The sequence below is a fragment of the Paenibacillus sp. LBL genome (assembly GCF_029893715.1).
Classification (GTDB): domain Bacteria; phylum Bacillota; class Bacilli; order Paenibacillales; family Paenibacillaceae; genus Paenibacillus_AQ; species Paenibacillus_AQ glucanolyticus.
This window is the reverse complement of sequence record NZ_JARXYU010000004.1, coordinates 175,504-191,304: the sequence shown is the minus strand read 5'-3', so window position 1 is coordinate 191,304 and position 15,801 is coordinate 175,504. Positions and strand designations below refer to the sequence as shown.

The 15,801-nt window shown below is 49.5% G+C and carries 19 protein-coding genes; 3 read left to right on the top strand and 16 right to left on the bottom strand.

Features of this window, described 5'->3' with window-relative positions:
- The first annotated feature begins 159 nt into the window (after positions 1 to 159).
- Positions 160 to 555, top strand: coding sequence for an acyl-CoA thioesterase (locus M2277_RS12045; protein WP_036637027.1), 396 nt, complete (start codon positions 160 to 162; stop codon positions 553 to 555).
- Positions 556 to 638: 83 nt separating this feature from the next.
- Here M2277_RS12045 and M2277_RS12040 read toward each other — a convergent pair whose 3' ends face one another.
- From M2277_RS12040 to M2277_RS11965, 16 genes are all read right to left on the bottom strand, one after another.
- On the bottom strand, positions 639 to 1,070 hold the full coding sequence (locus M2277_RS12040) for a peptidylprolyl isomerase (protein WP_076152382.1): 432 nt from the start codon (positions 1,068 to 1,070) through the stop codon (positions 639 to 641).
- Positions 1,071 to 1,289: 219 nt separating this feature from the next.
- On the bottom strand, positions 1,290 to 2,621 hold the full coding sequence (gene lysA / locus M2277_RS12035; protein WP_006209416.1) for a diaminopimelate decarboxylase: 1,332 nt from the start codon (positions 2,619 to 2,621) through the stop codon (positions 1,290 to 1,292).
- Between the two features lie 117 nt (positions 2,622 to 2,738).
- Positions 2,739 to 4,382, bottom strand: coding sequence for a spore germination protein (locus M2277_RS12030; protein ID WP_280754827.1), 1,644 nt, complete (start codon positions 4,380 to 4,382; stop codon positions 2,739 to 2,741).
- A 24-nt stretch (positions 4,383 to 4,406) separates the two neighbouring features.
- Entirely contained in the window at positions 4,407 to 4,835 is a 429-nt protein-coding gene (locus tag M2277_RS12025) for a stage V sporulation protein AB (protein WP_280754826.1), read from the bottom strand.
- Positions 4,832 to 5,476, bottom strand: coding sequence for a stage V sporulation protein AA (locus M2277_RS12020; protein ID WP_006209413.1), 645 nt, complete (start codon positions 5,474 to 5,476; stop codon positions 4,832 to 4,834). Before M2277_RS12020 ends, M2277_RS12025 begins: the two co-directional genes overlap by 4 nt.
- 176 nt (positions 5,477 to 5,652) lie before the next feature.
- Complete coding sequence (gene sigF / locus M2277_RS12015) at positions 5,653 to 6,408, bottom strand: RNA polymerase sporulation sigma factor SigF (protein WP_006209412.1); 756 nt, start codon at positions 6,406 to 6,408, stop codon at positions 5,653 to 5,655.
- 11 nt (positions 6,409 to 6,419) lie between these two features.
- On the bottom strand, positions 6,420 to 6,878 hold the full coding sequence (spoIIAB, locus tag M2277_RS12010; RefSeq protein WP_006209411.1) for an anti-sigma F factor: 459 nt from the start codon (positions 6,876 to 6,878) through the stop codon (positions 6,420 to 6,422).
- Positions 6,875 to 7,228, bottom strand: coding sequence for an anti-sigma F factor antagonist (gene spoIIAA, locus M2277_RS12005; RefSeq protein WP_006209410.1), 354 nt, complete (start codon positions 7,226 to 7,228; stop codon positions 6,875 to 6,877). Before spoIIAA ends, spoIIAB begins: the two co-directional genes overlap by 4 nt.
- 91 nt (positions 7,229 to 7,319) lie before the next feature.
- Positions 7,320 to 8,510: a D-alanyl-D-alanine carboxypeptidase family protein gene (locus tag M2277_RS12000; protein WP_006209409.1), complete on the bottom strand. Its 1,191-nt coding sequence runs from the start codon at positions 8,508 to 8,510 to the stop codon at positions 7,320 to 7,322.
- A gap of 193 nt (positions 8,511 to 8,703) precedes the next feature.
- Positions 8,704 to 9,528: a purine-nucleoside phosphorylase gene (locus tag M2277_RS11995; protein WP_006209408.1), complete on the bottom strand. Its 825-nt coding sequence runs from the start codon at positions 9,526 to 9,528 to the stop codon at positions 8,704 to 8,706.
- Between the two features lie 56 nt (positions 9,529 to 9,584).
- Entirely contained in the window at positions 9,585 to 10,469 is an 885-nt protein-coding gene (locus M2277_RS11990) for a tyrosine recombinase (protein ID WP_063479116.1), read from the bottom strand.
- A 41-nt stretch (positions 10,470 to 10,510) separates the two neighbouring features.
- Positions 10,511 to 10,744, bottom strand: a complete 234-nt coding sequence (locus M2277_RS11985; RefSeq protein ID WP_036637025.1) for a YqzK family protein — start codon at positions 10,742 to 10,744, stop codon at positions 10,511 to 10,513.
- A 332-nt stretch (positions 10,745 to 11,076) separates the two neighbouring features.
- On the bottom strand, positions 11,077 to 11,541 hold the full coding sequence (gene fur / locus M2277_RS11980; RefSeq protein WP_006209405.1) for a ferric iron uptake transcriptional regulator: 465 nt from the start codon (positions 11,539 to 11,541) through the stop codon (positions 11,077 to 11,079).
- Positions 11,542 to 11,650: 109 nt separating this feature from the next.
- Positions 11,651 to 12,274: a stage II sporulation protein M gene (gene spoIIM, locus M2277_RS11975; RefSeq protein ID WP_006209404.1), complete on the bottom strand. Its 624-nt coding sequence runs from the start codon at positions 12,272 to 12,274 to the stop codon at positions 11,651 to 11,653.
- A 92-nt stretch (positions 12,275 to 12,366) separates the two neighbouring features.
- Entirely contained in the window at positions 12,367 to 13,581 is a 1,215-nt protein-coding gene (locus M2277_RS11970; RefSeq protein ID WP_280754825.1) for an endonuclease Q family protein, read from the bottom strand.
- Position 13,582: 1 nt separating this feature from the next.
- Positions 13,583 to 14,164, bottom strand: coding sequence for an NUDIX domain-containing protein (locus tag M2277_RS11965; RefSeq protein ID WP_280754824.1), 582 nt, complete (start codon positions 14,162 to 14,164; stop codon positions 13,583 to 13,585).
- A 93-nt stretch (positions 14,165 to 14,257) separates the two neighbouring features.
- On the opposite strand from M2277_RS11965, the gene mciZ reads away from it, so the two are divergent.
- Positions 14,258 to 14,422, top strand: coding sequence for a Z-ring formation inhibitor MciZ (mciZ, locus tag M2277_RS11960; RefSeq protein WP_006209401.1), 165 nt, complete (start codon positions 14,258 to 14,260; stop codon positions 14,420 to 14,422).
- Between the two features lie 97 nt (positions 14,423 to 14,519).
- Positions 14,520 to 15,734, top strand: a complete 1,215-nt coding sequence (locus M2277_RS11955) for a tetratricopeptide repeat protein (protein ID WP_006209400.1) — start codon at positions 14,520 to 14,522, stop codon at positions 15,732 to 15,734.
- Positions 15,735 to 15,801 lie beyond the last annotated feature (67 nt).

The following is a 15,801-nucleotide window of genomic DNA, read 5'->3' as shown; positions in this document are numbered from 1 at the left end:
CACTAACTTTTTTTAAGCACATAACTTTAATATCCATTTCCCATGACCTGCTGTTTTCTTAAATGATGCGCTGGGAGCAGGAGTATCCTGTCGTAAGAGAGAACATAATTGATGGATAAACATGAGGTATTGATCTCTGTTAAAAAGGAGCAAACAACGATGAAAACATCCCTGGACATCATCGTCCGACCTACGGAAATTGACGTCAATGGACATGTAAACAATGCTAAATACCTGGAGTATCTCGAATGGGGCCGAGAAGAATGGTACGAGGCTGGGGACCTCCGGTATGACGTGCTAAAACAACTCGGTGTCCAAACCGTAACCGTCAACATTAATATCAATTATCGCAAGGAGTGCGGTCAAGGCGATCGGTTGACCATCTCGACCGAGCCGAAATCTGTCGGACGGACGAGTTATGTCATGCTGCAGCAGATCCACAACAAGGAAGGTGAACTGTGTGCAGATGCAGAGGTAACCAGTGTAGCCATGGATCCCCATACTCGCAAAAGCAGATCAGTTCCGGAGGAGCTTCGCAGATTATTTCCTTCGTAATCCGCATCCCCGATTTTCTAATTACCATCATCATAAAAACAGGCACACCCTAAGGTGCGCCTGTCCAATCCGGAAGCTAACAATTACGCTTCGTATACTTCTACTTTTTCCATTTTGTCGCGGCCCTTGAATGCATCCACGTACTCCATGCCTTCCACAACTTTACCAAACACAGTATGCTGACCGTCCAGATGCGGCTGCGGCTCGTAGCATACATAGAACTGGCTGCCGCCTGTGTTACGGCCTGCATGCGCCATAGCCAAGCTTCCACGCTCATGTTTGTTAGGGTTAATCTCACAGTTGATGGTATAACCCGGACCGCCGGTACCCGTTCCTTGCGGACAGCCGCCTTGAGCGACAAAGCCAGGGATTACGCGATGAAATACAAGGCCGTTATAAAAACCGGAGTTAGCCAATTTCTCAAAGTTGGCTACCGTGTTCGGCGCCTCGTTCTCAAACAGATCAAGCAATACCTCTTTACCGTTTTCCAGTGTGATCTTCGCTTTTTTTGCCATATAGGTGTATCTCCTTCCGTTATTAGACCGCTTCAGTAGTTTTGTTACATAATGCATTTTATAGTTTACTATGAATTGAGCCTCGAAGCAAAATGAACTTGTCCTCGCGCACCCGCCATGTCGAGCTGAACAGGCACACCAAAGAGCCCTGACCGCAGCTCTGAGGCATTGGCGGGCCCTCTGATGGAATGGCTTTTCATATCTAACTGAGGTGATTATTTAGCTCGTTACGGTTTCTTTTGCCACATTCGCAGGCACGATGTCGTTACTGATGATGTCTGCAAGCGACTCGCGGCGTACGACCAGATTGCTCTGGCCATCCTTCACAAATACGACTGCCGGCTTGCGGATGCGGTTGTAGTTGCTTGCCATAGAGTAGTTGTAGGCACCTGTACAGGATACAGCCAGCAAATCACCTGTCTCTACCTTCGGAAGATCCAGATCCCAGATGAGCATATCCCCGCTCTCACAGCATTTGCCAGCGATGGACACGGTTTCTTCAACCTTATCGTTAGCACGGTTGGCGAGCACTGCTTCATATTTCGATTCATACAACGCCGGACGAGGATTGTCCGTCATCCCGCCATCTACGGCAACATATTTGCGTACGCCTGGAATATCCTTGCTTGTGCCCACCGTGTACAGCGTGGTGCCTGCATCGCCAACGATGCTCCGGCCCGGCTCCACCCAAATTTCAGGAAGTTCGGAACCCAGACCAGCAAAGTGAGTTTTCACCGCATCCGTAATCGCTTTTACATACTGGGATACTTGAAGCGGAGTGTCTCCATCCACATAACGGATACCAAACCCGCCGCCAAGATTTACAACCTTGAACACAACGCCCAAGCCTTCTTTTACAGAAGAAGCAAACTCGGCAACACGCTGAACGGCCATCTGGAAGCCTTCCACCTCAAAAATCTGGGAGCCGATGTGGGAATGAATGCCCATCAAGTTAATGTTCCCTTGTGCTTCTGCAAGCTTTACCGCTTCATATGCGGAGCCGTTACCGATATCAAAACCAAACTTGGAGTCGGTTTGACCTGTGGAGATATACTCATGCGTATGAGCCTCAACACCCGGTGTCACGCGAAGCAGAATGTTAACGGTGCGGTTCTTCTCGGCTGCAATGGCCTGCAGCATGTGCAGTTCAATCACGTTATCCACTACAAAACAGCCGATATGTGCATCAAGCGCCATTTCAATCTCTTCCGGCGTCTTATTGTTCCCGTGGAAATGAATCCGTTCCGCAGGAAATCCTGCTTGCAGCGCTGTGTACAGCTCGCCATCGGAAACCACGTCAAGCGACATGCCTTCCTCATCCGCCAAGCGGCACATAGCCATGACGCAAAACGCCTTGCTTGCATACGCGACTTGGAATTTCAACCCGGAAGCATTGAATGCCTCGATATATTCCCGACAGCGGTTGCGCACCGACTGCTCGTCTACAATATATAGTGGTGTTCCATATTGAGCTTTCAAATCGGATGTGTCGCACCCGCCGATTTCCAAATGCCCCTGATCGTTGATCTTACTTGTACCGTGTAAAAACATGCTTACAATTCCTCCGATCCATTGTTTCAAAATAGGATAACCGAATAATTGTTCACAGTATAGCAGACAACGTAAGCGAAGCAAAATGGATTTTTCAACACAACATTTGTGTTATTGTTAATGCTCTCCTCGCGGATTCATGTCAGAGCCCATTTTTGTGTTGTCACGGGTTTTATTGATAGCCGGCCTTCTTCTGGACATCAGCAGCGGTTTCCGGAATAAAATTTCGCCCATTGCTTTTGCACTAAATGGTATGAATGGCCACAGGTAAGAGGAGTTATAGGAGCGGTGGGTGGTCAGAACCAGAATCAGAAGTGTGGTCCCTATGACAAAGCCCTTTACTCCAAACAAGGCCGTGGCAATCAGCAGAATCAGCCTGACCATCCGGTTGGCAAGCCCCAGCTCGTAACTCGGGGTCGCATACATCCCGATGGTCGCAACCGCCATATACAGAACGACCTCGTTGACAAACAATCCGGTTTTAACCGCGATGTCGCCAACCAAAATGGCAGCGATCAACCCCATCGCCGAGGCCAGCGGCGTCGGCGTATGAACGGCAGCCAGCCGCAGCAGGTCCACACCGAACTCAACGATCAGAAACTGCAGAATAATCGGAATTTCCGTATTCTTCTGCGGTCCGAGGATATCCAGTCCGGGTGGCTTCATTTCCGGATGGATCACCAAGAGCATCCACAACGGCAGCAGGAACATGGAAGCAAATATACCAATAAAGCGTATCCAGCGGAGATACGTTCCCATAAATGGGGTCTGTCGGTTCTCCTCGGCATGCTGACAGAGATCGAGGAACGTGGTCGGCATAATCATCACACTCGGAGAAGTATCCACCATGACCACGATCCGGCCTTCGAGGAGATGCGAGGACACTACGTCAGGCCGTTCAGAATACCTGACAAGCGGATAGGGGTGCCATCCCTTGTTCACAATCGCTTCCTCCAGCTGCTTATCGCCTAGGGGCAATCCTTCCAAATCCACTTCCTCGATTTTATTGCGAATAGCCTCAACTTGGGTGCGGTCGACTATGTCATCGATGAAGACCAGACTGACGTCCGTTCTCGTCCGCCTTCCCACTTTGATGATCTCCACGTGCAGTCCGGGATCACGAACCCGTCTCCTGACCAGATTCACGTTGGTCACAAGCGTCTCCGTAAACCCGTCCCGGGCGCCTCGAACGACACGTTCGACCGCAGGCTCTTCAAGTCCCCGAACCGGATATTTCCGGGTGTCCAGGATGATGGCGGAATGGGCATCCTCGATGAACAGGGCGCATAGGCCCGAGAGAACCTCGTCAATTACCTTGCTGAGCCTCGTATCCCGTTCCACCTGGACATGAGGAATATATCGGTTCATCATTTCGTTCAGCGCCTGGTTGTTTACGTCCTCAGGCTTCAGGTACGTCAATCGGGTTAATATTTCCGTCACCACCATATCGTTGGTGAACCCGTTCAAGAAGAGAAGCCCTGCATTTCTGCCAGCAAAATTCATTTCGCGGAATATCACATCAAACGAGACTCCGAGGCCGATCACTTCCTTAAGCGTTTCTTTCAGATCGCTCAGCTTCGCGGGAACATCGTCCGTCTGCTGCCAATAGATGACCGATTCCTTGGTGCTGTCAGAGGTTTCGGCTTCCCTCTTCTCCTTCAGCGCCTCTTCATTCAACTTTTTAATCTCCGATGGGGGAACAATCGGAATATCTTTAACCAGATCAACGTTGCCGTCATTATGTGCTGTTTTATCGTCCATAACCTACCTCCTAGCCATAAACTATCATTTGCTGAATACGAACCAGTCGAACAGGGAGCCCGCCACCTTGCCTGCCACCATGGCCATCAGAAGTCCGAACAGATACCCCTTTAACCGGAGCCGCTTGGCCAGGATTGGCAGCACATTCAGAACTTCCGTCAGCGCGGCTGCCAGCATGCCGATAAAAATGCCGCACATCAACCCGATTACGGTACTCACGATCGGACCCAGCGGAACGGACCATCGCCAGAAATCTGCCACCGTCCCAATGAAAGACCCTATAATCAGTGCACCTTCATACCAATGCACCCGGTTATAGGTTCCGGTCAGCTGAGACAGTCTGGGAATGATGTCCAGCACAATGATGAGCGCGATCACTCCGCCGCCGACTGCAATGCCTCCCGCTACGCCGAGAACACAGGTGAATATAGCCTGGAGAATGGACAAGATCATGGTTTTTCACCCGGTGGTTTAGCCGCGGTGTTCATTTTCCGGTATTCCTCGGCAACCACGAATTGGTCCAAATTTTCCTGGTAAAGATACATCTCCACCTCAAGCGGGGTCGGCTCCTCATTCCATTTTTTCTTGAACAAATGATTGAAGAACACCGTCATCCCGAAACCGAGACCCAGGGAATACGCAATTTGAAACAAGTATGGATGCTCGTCTCTTTTCCCTGTCACCATTTCGACGATTCGAATTTGTACCTCGAGCATATTGACGTCCGCATGAAAGTTCATGATGGTTAGTGCGGACCCGAAAAACAACAGCAGCCAGATTAGCGGAAACCAGAGTTTCGATCGTTTGCTGTCAGGTCCTACGAGCTCCACGAGGGTATGATGATTTCCCATCGTTTCAATATGGGCGCCCGGAATCACCTTCTGAATCTTCGGTATGATTTGAATCAGATCCATGACGAGCCGGTTGCCATCGATATCCTTCGGCTGCGTTAGCGGCAGGTCTCTAAGCCTTCTCTCCCATTCGGGTTCACAGACTATGAAGGCAACATCACCTAATTTGACGGTCTGATCTCTCGGTAACCGGATGCGGCTCCGGAGCTGCAGAAACACCGTCGGAGTGGGATTAACCTTCATCCGAAACACTCCTTTACTGCTAAATTACCGTTAGTATGGTAAATCCTCCTCGTTTCTACTCGGATTTACCATACTTTCTTTTTTCGGCCACTTGAAAAACAGCTTCGGAAACGCAAAAAAGCGCCACCCTAAGGGCGGCGCCGAATGGAGCAGGCTTATATAGAAAAAAGGAAGCGCTACTGCGCAATCTCGTTTCGAATGCTCTGCAATATTTTTTTCTCAAGCCGCGATACCTGTACCTGGGATATCCCCAGCCGGCTGGCAACTTCCGACTGTGTCTGATCCCGGTAATACCTCAGATACACAATGAGCCGCTCCCGCTCGGTCAAGCCGCCTATCGCTTCGTTCAAGGCCAGCTTGTCGAACCATCGTTCCTGCGATTCATCGGCTATCTGATCCATCAGCGTAATGGGATCTCCGTCATTCTCAAATACGGTTTCATGAATCGAGGTCGGCGGTTTATTCGCCTCCTGGGCAAACACCACTTCCTCTGGTGTTACCCCTAACTCTTCGGCAACCTCTTTCACCGTAGGCAGACGATCCAGCTGCTTGGACAGCTCGTCCCGCTTCTTCCTGACTTTGTTCGCCATTTCCTTGAGCGACCGGCTGACCTTCAGGGTCCCGTCGTCTCTCAAGAAACGCTGAATTTCTCCGATAATCATCGGTACGGCATAGGTAGAGAACTTTACGTCATAACTGAGATCGAACTTGTCCACTGACTTCAGGAGACCGATACAGCCGATTTGAAATAGATCATCAGGCTCATACCCCCGGTTCATGAACCGCTGAACGACAGACCAGACAAGACGAATATTACAGTTGACGAGCGTATCCCGGGCGACATTATCCCCGCTTTGGCTAAGTGCAATGAGTCGTTTGACCTCCGCGTCGTCCAAATAAGTCTGCGAAGTTTTCTTCACATCGGCATCCATTTGTCCAACCCCTAATTATATAAAGCTTTCTTAGATTCGATCCTCTTTTTCATTTTGATCGACGTACCGCTGCCTGGTTCGCTGACCACTTCAAATTCGTCCATGAAATTCTCCATGATCGTGAATCCCATGCCGGATCGCTCCAGCTCCGGCTTGGATGTATAAAGCGGCTGCTTGGCCATTTCCAAATCTTCAATGCCTCGACCCGAATCCTCAACGCGCAGCGTGATCATATCCCCGTCAATCGAAGCCTCAATCTTGACAACGCCCACCGGATCGCTGTCATAGCCATGGATGATGCTGTTCGTGACCGCTTCGGAAACCACCGTTTTCAGGTCACTGAGCTCATCCATGTTGGGATCCAACTGAGAAATGAACGCAGCTACGGCGACACGGGCAAAGGATTCGTTTTCCGACTTTGCGGCAAACTGCAGAGTCATAAAATTATGCTGTGCTCTTCCTTCACTCATGACACTACCTCCAAACCCGAGAGTGCCGTACCCTCGTTCTCATATATCGGCATGATTTTGAACAGCCCCGACATTTCAAGCAAGCGGTAAACTTGCGGCTTCACATCGCATACCGCCATCTTTCCACCCTTTTGCTTGATGAATTTATAGCGTCCCAGGATGACCCCGAGACCTGAGCTGTCCATAAAGTCCAATTCCTTTAAGCTCAGCACCAAGTGCTCTGTTTGACGTCTCTGAATGGCTTCTTCCAGCTGCATCCGGACATGATCGGCCGTGTGATGATCCAGTTCCCCGGATAGACGGACGATCAGAATATGCCTGTGATGCTCCATCTCAACCTGCAGATTCATGTTTGCTCACTCTCCTCCCTGACATGAACAAAGATTTCTACATTTGAAAAAGACATTCCTGCATCACGACAAAACTAGAAGAAAACTCCCATTAATCTACATGAAACAACTTGCCGGTTGTCCGTTTGAACAGCTTCCAGAAGCCTGCCTTCTTCACCTCAACCGGAGATGTCAGCTCAAACTCCTTCACCAGTCGGTCCCCCTGATAGACCAAGAGCTTGCCGATGACTTGTCCGGCGGAAACAGGAGCCTTCACATTCTGATCCATCTGAATTTCATGACGGATATCCGGGTCCTTTACGCCCTTCTTCACAAGCACGCTGTAGTCTCTGTCCGCTTGAATGGACAGTTCCGGCACATTCCCTTTCTGAACCTTCACGATGCCCAATACTTCGCCTGGCTTATAGATAGAATGCATCGTGTATTGAGCGAACGCATAGTCAAACATACGGGATACTTCATTATTCCGCGTCTTGGTGTCAGGAGCTCCCATAACAACGGCTACTGCGCGCAGTCCATCCCGTTTGGCCGTTGCGGACAAACAGAATTTAGCCTCTGACGTATATCCGGTTTTCAGGCCGTCTGCACCTGTGTAGAAACGAACCAGCTTATTGGTGTTCACCAGCCAGAACGGCTTTTGCGAATCCTTTCGCAAATAATCCTGGTACGAGCCTGTATATTTGGTGATCTGCTCATATTTCAGCAATTCCCTGCTCATGACCGCGATGTCATGAGCTGAAGTATAGTGATTCTCTGCCGGAAGTCCGTTGCAATTCACAAAATGCGTATCTTTCATTCCCAGCTCAGCCGCTTTGTCATTCATCATCTTGACAAAACCTTGTTCGGAACCGGCAAGCTTCTCCGCCATCGCAACAGAAGCGTCATTGCCTGATGCCATGGCAATGCCTTTCAGCATTTCATCAACGGTCATTTCTTCCCCAGGCTCAAGAAAAATCTGCGATCCGCCCATGGAGGCAGCATATTCACTGGTACGTACCTTATCCGTCCACTGCAATCGTCCCGCATCAATGGCCTCCATCGTAAGCAGCATCGTCATAATCTTGGTGATGCTGGCCGGAGGCAGCTTATCATGGCTGTTTTTCTCATAAATAATGGTTCCGGTATCCGCATCCAGCAATATGGCGGAACGAGCACTAGGCGCCAGTTCCTCTTGAGATGACCCTTCTCCGGTTTTACTATTTTCTTCTGCATAACTTGGAACAGCCGTACTGGACAACCCAACAAATAGAACAAGGAATCCAGCGATCAACGCTTTTTTCACTTCCGTCCCCTCCTGACATTCGTAATGGCATCCCGCAAGTATACGGGTCTGCTATTCATTGTCGTCAGGATGAAAACAAATTATTCCAGTATTTTACGGAAAAGTTAGGACTCTATACTTCCGGGAGCATAGCAAAAAGGCCGTACTCCGGTAGATTCGCATCTACTAGAGTACAGCCTTGTACTTGGAAATATTACATTTTCGGGATAATGGCCAACACAAGCGCAAGGAATTTCTCGCGAACCTTCTCTGCTGTCTCCATAACCTCATCATGGGAAAGCGGCTGATCCAGAATACCTGCTGCCATGTTGCTGATGCAGGAGATGCCCAGCACCTCAAGCCCCGCATGTCTGGCCACAATCACCTCAGATACCGTTGACATGCCTACCGCATCCGCGCCCAGTGTGCGCAGCATGACAATTTCAGCCGGCGTTTCATAGGTTGGCCCAAGCAAGCCGGCATAAACCCCTTCTCTAAGAACAACGCTCTGACTCACGGCTACTTCTTTTGCCAACTGACGGAGCTTCCGGCTGTAGGCCTGCGACATATCCGGGAACCGTACGCCAAGCTCAGGATCGTTAGGTCCGATTAACGGACTGGTTCCCGTCATGTTCAAATGATCGGAGATCAGCATAAGGTCGCCCGGCTCGAAGGAGGTATTGATACCGCCTGCCGCATTGGTAACGAGCAAACTCTTCACGCCCAGCTCTTTCATGACCCGTACCGGGAACGCCGTCACTTCCGGACCATAACCTTCATACATGTGGAAACGGCCCTTCATCATGACCACAGGTCGGTTGTGAATCGTGCCCAGGAGCAGCTCCCCTTCATGACCTTCTACCGTCGATACCGGAAAATGCGGAATGTCGGTGTATGGGATCGAAACCGGATCCTGAATCAATTCGGCCAGGACACCGAGTCCCGAACCCAGAATCAGGCCAACCTCGGGCTGAACGCCATTCTGTTCGCGTATGTAAGCTGCTGCTTCCTTAATGCTCTGTTGATTAACTGAACTCATGTTAATACCTCTCCTAACTGAAAATAAGTTGTAGATCAGTGGACATGTTGCGGTCCTTAAGATCTCGGGTGGTAATGATCATAAACTTCCTTCATGCTCTTCTTGGTGGATTGATACATGCCCGTGGTGGATAATGCCGAGTGACCCAGCATTTCCTGAACGGAGCGTAAATCGGCACCATTCTGCAGCAAATGTATGGCAAAGGAATGGCGAAGGGTATGCGGCGTTATTTCCTCATCGATTTCGGCCAGCTTGCCGTACTTTTTAATAATTTTCCAAAATCCCTGCCGTGTCAAGCGGGTACCCAGTGAATTCAGGAATAATGCCTCTTCCTCGGCATCTCTTATAAGCTGGCTCCGCATATCACGCATATAATAAGCCACACTCTGGGCTGCAATCTGGCTGATCGGAAGAATACGCTCCTTCCCCCCGGGTACGGCACAGCGCAAAAATCGCATCTCCATATTCAGGTCATGAATGCTGAGTGAGACCAGCTCCGAAACCTTGATGCCTGAGGCATAGAGCAGTTCCAGCATCGCCCTGTCCCTTGCCCCCTGCGGCGTGTCGGAATCCGGGGCGGACAGAAGCTTGTCCACCTGCTCAATGGTTAAAGCCTGTGGAGGCTTCCGTTCCGGCTTGGGACGATCCAGCAGCTGGGTTGGGTCTTGTCCGATAACTGATTGACGCACCAGATATTGAAAAAAGGACCGCAGGGAAGCCGTGCAGCGAAGCTGGCTCGATGCCGCCTTGCCCTGCTGCCTCAGTCTTCCCAAATACAATCCCAACACCGTCCGGTTCACATCCTGTGGATGGGTCACTTCCCTGTCCGCTGCATATTCAATAAATCCGTTAAGGTCTGCCCGGTAGGATTCAATCGTGCTCCGGGACAGTCTCTTCACTTCTTCCAAATAGGTTACATATTCGTCCAGATATTGCTTCATGATCACTTTATCTCCTATTCCGTGCACCTAAAAAAACACAGTCATTCCCCGTACCAATAATACAATCGCAGGCGTTCCGCCGGCGAATACCGGGAATCCATGGTGCTTTCAGGCTGAAATGCCTTTACAGCTTGGCCCGAAGGTGCACTGTAAGGATCCATCGGGGTCAGCCAGTCGCTTACCCAGCCCAGCACAAAATAAAAAAACATCGCCAGAACGGCAAACATCGAAATAAAACGGATCAGTGAGCCTATTTTCCGAATCGATATAATCACATGCAGCGCCTCTCTTTCATCATCGCGATATGAAAGCTGGTATTCCAGGTATCGCATCACGTAAAGCCTATGATACAAGCTGCAGGATTATGACGACATGACCCTTATTTTCCTATACGGAATAAGGTAAAGGCATCTGATATTTTGAAGAATAAAAAAAACGTCTGACGACGTACTTGTAAATGGTACAGATGGAATGCTCTTATGTGAACGAAACAGATGCGTGCATGTTTATGATTATAGGATTGCTATCTAAAAAACCCTCCCGGCTTACCGCCGTAGAGGGCTTGCCGTGATCGTCATCACTGCTGTTTGGTTAATTGATATAAAATTTATGATTTGTCCTGGTCATTCTTGCCCTTCTCTTTGCAACGGTAGCATATGCCATGGAAATCAAGCCGATGGTCATGAACGGTAAAGTTGAACTCTCGCTCCAACCGCTCTTCCAAAGGACCGAGCCAATCCTCGCGTATCTCATCCATGCTTCCACATTGAGTACATATCAAATGGTGATGGTGATGCTTCGAAGTATCCGTCCGCAAGTCATAACGGGCGACACCATCGCCAAAATTTATCTTCTCTACAACATGAAGCTCACTGAGCAGCTCTAGGGTACGGTACACGGTTGCCAGACCGATCTCCGGAGCCTTCTCTTTCACGAGCATAAATACATCCTCTGCGCTAAGGTGGTCGTCTTCATTTTCCAACAATACGCTTACCGTGGCTTCCCGTTGGGGCGTTAATTTGTATCCTTGGGATTGTAGCTGCTGCTTAATTTTGTCGATCCGCGCTTCCATCGTTTCCCTCCCCCTTGGAAATCACTGCACGTTATTGTTCACTTCCTTCATTATAGGGGGATTTGACAAACAAAGTCAAACGGTTTTGCTATATGGAAAAATTCGCGGATTAAAGCAACATTGGAGTGACCCAGCGCATCATAACAGGGGTAACCCAGGTTTCAAAGGATGCAACTCCGAGTGTCAGCAGGACCATGCAGAACGTCAACAAAGCATAAGATGCAAATGGCTTCATCATGCTGCCGCCGCGATTCATAATAAAACGGTCTCTGATGATATATAGAGAGAAGGTGATTGCTGCTACACTGCACATCATGAGCACCGGAATAATCAGCAAATTTTGCGGCGCAATCGACACCAGGGCAAACAGCAGTCCTTTCCACGAATATTGCCCGACCAAATAACCGACCGTGAACCCGATAAGAACTCCCTTTAAGAAATCCAATATCAATATTCCAGGAAGTCCGATGACGGACAATCCCAGAATCCATATCAAGCCGATCCATTTCAGATGAAGGGCTGCGATGCTCCAGTAAGAAGATTGACTCATGGCTTCTCCACCGTCCTGCACGTTAACAAAAAAGTGATTCAAATATCGGGCCATTTCCTGCTGCTGCTCCAGTGAAAGTGCATTGACCATCAACGCTCCAAACAGTACGCCGACTAAGAACAGGACGGCAACAAACACATAGAGCGTAGTCTGATCCTTAAAGGCTTGGCGGAATGATGACATAGAATAGAGTCTCCTTTCTGCGTCTCTACTCTACTCTATGACACTCGTCCTTCTTCTATGACTTTCGGTGAATGAAAGAGAGTCCCGTGGATTTATCGAAGCACTTTCCCGTAAGTGCCTCCCCCGCCTGCCGACAGGGACAGCGTCCCGTTTCGGGCCATGACAATGCTTGCCGCCAGCTGATCGCCGGCAACTGCCGCAAGCTCTGCCTCCGTCGCCTGATGAAGGATATTCATTTCCGTTCCAAAGGCTTGCAGCAGCTTCGACATGGCGGATTTGCCAAGCCCGGGAATGAATTCTAGCGGAACCTGATAGTGATACTCCGGTCGGCTGAGGGGAATCACGGGTTCTTCACGATCCGAGACATGAAGAATCCGATCAAATACCCCCTGTACCAACTTGGTGCTGCCGCAGTATGGACAGCACTTCATTTCTTTTATATCACTGCCCTCATCCAGAATGCTATCGCATCCGCTGCAATAGGTCCGATGGTATTTTCCCAGTCGGGGATTAAGCCCGTAGTTTGCGCTGATTCTTCTCCCGTCCTTGGCCCCGAGTGCCATTCGGAATTCTGCAAAAGAAGGCTCAGCCATGTCAATTCGGTTATACTCCCTGCCGATCTTACCAAGCGAATGGGCATCGGAGTTGGTCAGAAAGGAATAACCGTCCAGCTCGCTTATCCGCCCTGCCATCGAGGAGTCCGCACTGAGCCCAAGCTCGATTCCGGCGATCCCGTTCAGGTCGAATACCTCGCTCATACGATCCGCCATGCTGCCATACAGCCCCTTATGAGGCGTAAACACATGTGCAGGCACCAGCAAACCGCCGCGGTCAACAATCTCCTGCTGCAATTCACGCGGAGTAACGTAGATGCGCTGAGAGCTCAGCTGCACATTTTTCATATATCTCGCCATCCAGACGGTGAAATCCTGCATCGTACCCAGATCTGGAAAATAGGCCAGCACATGGGCTGCACCACGGCCGCTTTCACGAATTTCGATCTCGCTGCCAAGCAGGATGACCGTATCCCGGTACGCTATCCCTCCGCCATCAATCTCTTGCATGGCTCCACTGTCGAGACACTGGATAATATCCTCCTGCACCGAAGGAGAGTGGCAATCGATGATGCCAATCATCTGGATACCTTTTCGCTCCGATGCCTCGATGGCAATATTCTCAAAGGTCAGATTGTTGCTTGCGCTTATTTTCACAGCTTGCCCGCTGCTCGTGCGCCCGATGTGAATATGCATATCACCATAAAAAGAATGAAGCTGCCGGTCCGTTGTCTGTTCTAAAGATGACAGCATATCAGATTTTCCCTGTCAGTTTGTACATATTCCAGGCATACACAGCCAGGATGGTCTTCGCATCGCTGATTCTCTCTTCTTGAATGAGGGAATAAGCTTCTTCCAGCGTAATTTCCATCATTTCTATAAATTCATCCTCATCCGGATTCATGTCGCCGCTAACGAGATCTTCCGCCAAATACAAATGAATGATTTCATCCGCAAAGCCCGGTGACGTGTAAAAGGAATGAAGCTTCCGAATGGAACCGCAGGTATACCCCGTCTCTTCCTGAAGTTCGCGCTTGGCAGCCTCCAGAGGATCCTCCCCACGCTCCAGCTTGCCCGCAGGTATTTCAACCTCGCAGCGGCCCAGCGGCTGCCTGTACTGATTCACAGCCACCATTGTGTCGCCTTTTAATGCCAGCACGGCGACCGCACCCGGATGCCGGACAACTTCACGGCTAGCGGTCTGTCCATCCGGAAGTTTCACCGTGTCCACCTGCAGCGAGATAATTTTCCCTTCAAAAATCGATTGAGAAGACAACGTGGTTTCTTCCAGCAATTTATCCGAAGCTTCCCGGTTCTTACTGCCGATATCGCTCATAAAATGACCTCCTTTGTTTAAAAACGGCATGTCTGACCATGCTATTGCATAAGGTGTATTATATCAAAATTCCGCAGAAAGAAGGTAGCACCCATGAAAAGCTATAAAGGAGACCATTCGATTCATTTGGTAGGACAGGCCTGGCAGATTCGGATTATGCTGAAGCAGTGGCAGCAGCAATGGGGCTCAGAGACGAGAGTTATGGATATTATTTCAAAAAATACAATAAATAAACGCGAAAGCGGGACACAGAATTAGGTTCTAAGACCTATTTTTCGACTTTTTTCTGTTTTTTTCGAATATAGACCATGACCTTTTCACCTAAACGGGTGTTATACCATTGGGAGGCTTCGACATGCGACAATTACCTATTATTGAATCCGAACCAATTACAAATCCACCATCAACTGATTATGAACGCGGAAAATGGTACAAAAGACGCGGGTATCTCGATAAGGCTCTGGAAAGTTTCAAGGAAGCTGCGAAGTCCGATCCAACTGACAATACCCGTTCCGGATGGAAAGAGATTGACCTAAGCTGGCTTGAGTACGGGTTATTAAGCATGCGTATGCGCGCCTTCCACAAATCTGAGGAGGCCTTTAAGACCGTCCTGCATCACGCGGGTACATATGCTCAGGAGGCGCTCAATCACTGGGCAGCCCTTCTGCTTCTGCAAGGGACGACCGATGAGGTTATATATGAGCAGCTATTGGCTGAAACGAACCGCTTTCCCGCATCCCATGCAATGGTTGGCAGGTCGTTGTATTACATCGGAGCTTACCCTTTTGCTTCCCTCTGTTTTGCCAATCAGGAGAACTTGAATCCCGATACCTGCATCCCATACGTGTCCTGTCTCATTATGACCGATCAGCTGCCTGAGGCCATAGAGCTTATTGACAGTTATCTGCATGGCTCCAAGAACAGCCAAGGAGAGCAGGCCTGCCCGAGAGCAGCCGAAAGGAATCACTTGGCTAGAATCAGACAGCTCTGTGAGTGGAAATGGGAAGGTAGAGCTCCGGACAGGTTCATCATCATGTCCGAATTGCTTGAGTTAGCCCGTACCGCCATATCACTTGGCATGGTATCAGTAGCCGAGGAGCTGCTTGCGGATTGCAGCGATCACACTGATTATGCACTGATTTGTTTTCTTTATTATGAAGGTTACAGGGGACTCGCTGTATCCAAAATAAATCAATTGGAAGCGCTCCCTCTCCAAGAACATGGCAGCTATAGTATGAACGTATGTTTTATAGCGGCAGAGAGTCTGTATGACCAAGGAAAATACGATGAAGCCGCATCCTTGCTGGAGCAGCTAAGACGGTCTTATCCTGAACACACCGAGACGCGATTCGGCGAAGCTGCCTGTTATTTACAGTCTGCCTTGATATCCCTCTCCTCACGACTGGAGGAGCAGTATCCATCAGAACCTGCGCGGAAGGAAATCGAGCAATACATGGACAGCATCCATGCCGCGCTGCATGTTGTAGAAAGCACGAACTGGCATACTACCTGGTCGCCTGCACAGAGACGAATAGAAGGCAATTCGTTGACGATGTCATTCTTGAACTGATAGATAAATTCACAATAAAAGCCCGAAGCGGACTTCATCGTCTGCCTCGGGCTCTTTTATTGTATTC

What these genes read in the sequence shown, in the direction of transcription:
- M2277_RS12025 (WP_280754826.1), bottom strand. Translation starts at nt 4,835, where the DNA reads ATGATCTTGTCCATTCTCCAGGCTATATTCACCTGTGTTCTCGGCGTA.
- spoIIM (WP_006209404.1), bottom strand. Translation starts at nt 12,274, where the DNA reads ATGTCATCATTCCGCCAAGCCTTTAAGGATCAGACTACGCTCTATGTG.
- mciZ (WP_006209401.1), top strand. Translation starts at nt 14,258, where the DNA reads ATGAAAAGCTATAAAGGAGACCATTCGATTCATTTGGTAGGACAGGCC.
- M2277_RS11995 (WP_006209408.1), bottom strand. Translation starts at nt 9,528, where the DNA reads ATGAGTTCAGTTAATCAACAGAGCATTAAGGAAGCAGCAGCTTACATA.
- M2277_RS12020 (WP_006209413.1), bottom strand. Translation starts at nt 5,476, where the DNA reads ATGAAGGTTAATCCCACTCCGACGGTGTTTCTGCAGCTCCGGAGCCGC.
- lysA (WP_006209416.1), bottom strand. Translation starts at nt 2,621, where the DNA reads ATGTTTTTACACGGTACAAGTAAGATCAACGATCAGGGGCATTTGGAA.
- M2277_RS11970 (WP_280754825.1), bottom strand. Translation starts at nt 13,581, where the DNA reads ATGCTGTCATCTTTAGAACAGACAACGGACCGGCAGCTTCATTCTTTT.
- fur (WP_006209405.1), bottom strand. Translation starts at nt 11,541, where the DNA reads ATGGAAGCGCGGATCGACAAAATTAAGCAGCAGCTACAATCCCAAGGA.
- M2277_RS12030 (WP_280754827.1), bottom strand. Translation starts at nt 4,382, where the DNA reads ATGGACGATAAAACAGCACATAATGACGGCAACGTTGATCTGGTTAAA.
- sigF (WP_006209412.1), bottom strand. Translation starts at nt 6,408, where the DNA reads ATGGATGCCGATGTGAAGAAAACTTCGCAGACTTATTTGGACGACGCG.
- M2277_RS12040 (WP_076152382.1), bottom strand. Translation starts at nt 1,070, where the DNA reads ATGGCAAAAAAAGCGAAGATCACACTGGAAAACGGTAAAGAGGTATTG.
- M2277_RS11965 (WP_280754824.1), bottom strand. Translation starts at nt 14,164, where the DNA reads ATGAGCGATATCGGCAGTAAGAACCGGGAAGCTTCGGATAAATTGCTG.
- M2277_RS11990 (WP_063479116.1), bottom strand. Translation starts at nt 10,469, where the DNA reads ATGAAGCAATATCTGGACGAATATGTAACCTATTTGGAAGAAGTGAAG.
- spoIIAB (WP_006209411.1), bottom strand. Translation starts at nt 6,878, where the DNA reads ATGAGTGAAGGAAGAGCACAGCATAATTTTATGACTCTGCAGTTTGCC.
- spoIIAA (WP_006209410.1), bottom strand. Translation starts at nt 7,228, where the DNA reads ATGAATCTGCAGGTTGAGATGGAGCATCACAGGCATATTCTGATCGTC.
- M2277_RS12045 (WP_036637027.1), top strand. Translation starts at nt 160, where the DNA reads ATGAAAACATCCCTGGACATCATCGTCCGACCTACGGAAATTGACGTC.
- M2277_RS11955 (WP_006209400.1), top strand. Translation starts at nt 14,520, where the DNA reads ATGCGACAATTACCTATTATTGAATCCGAACCAATTACAAATCCACCA.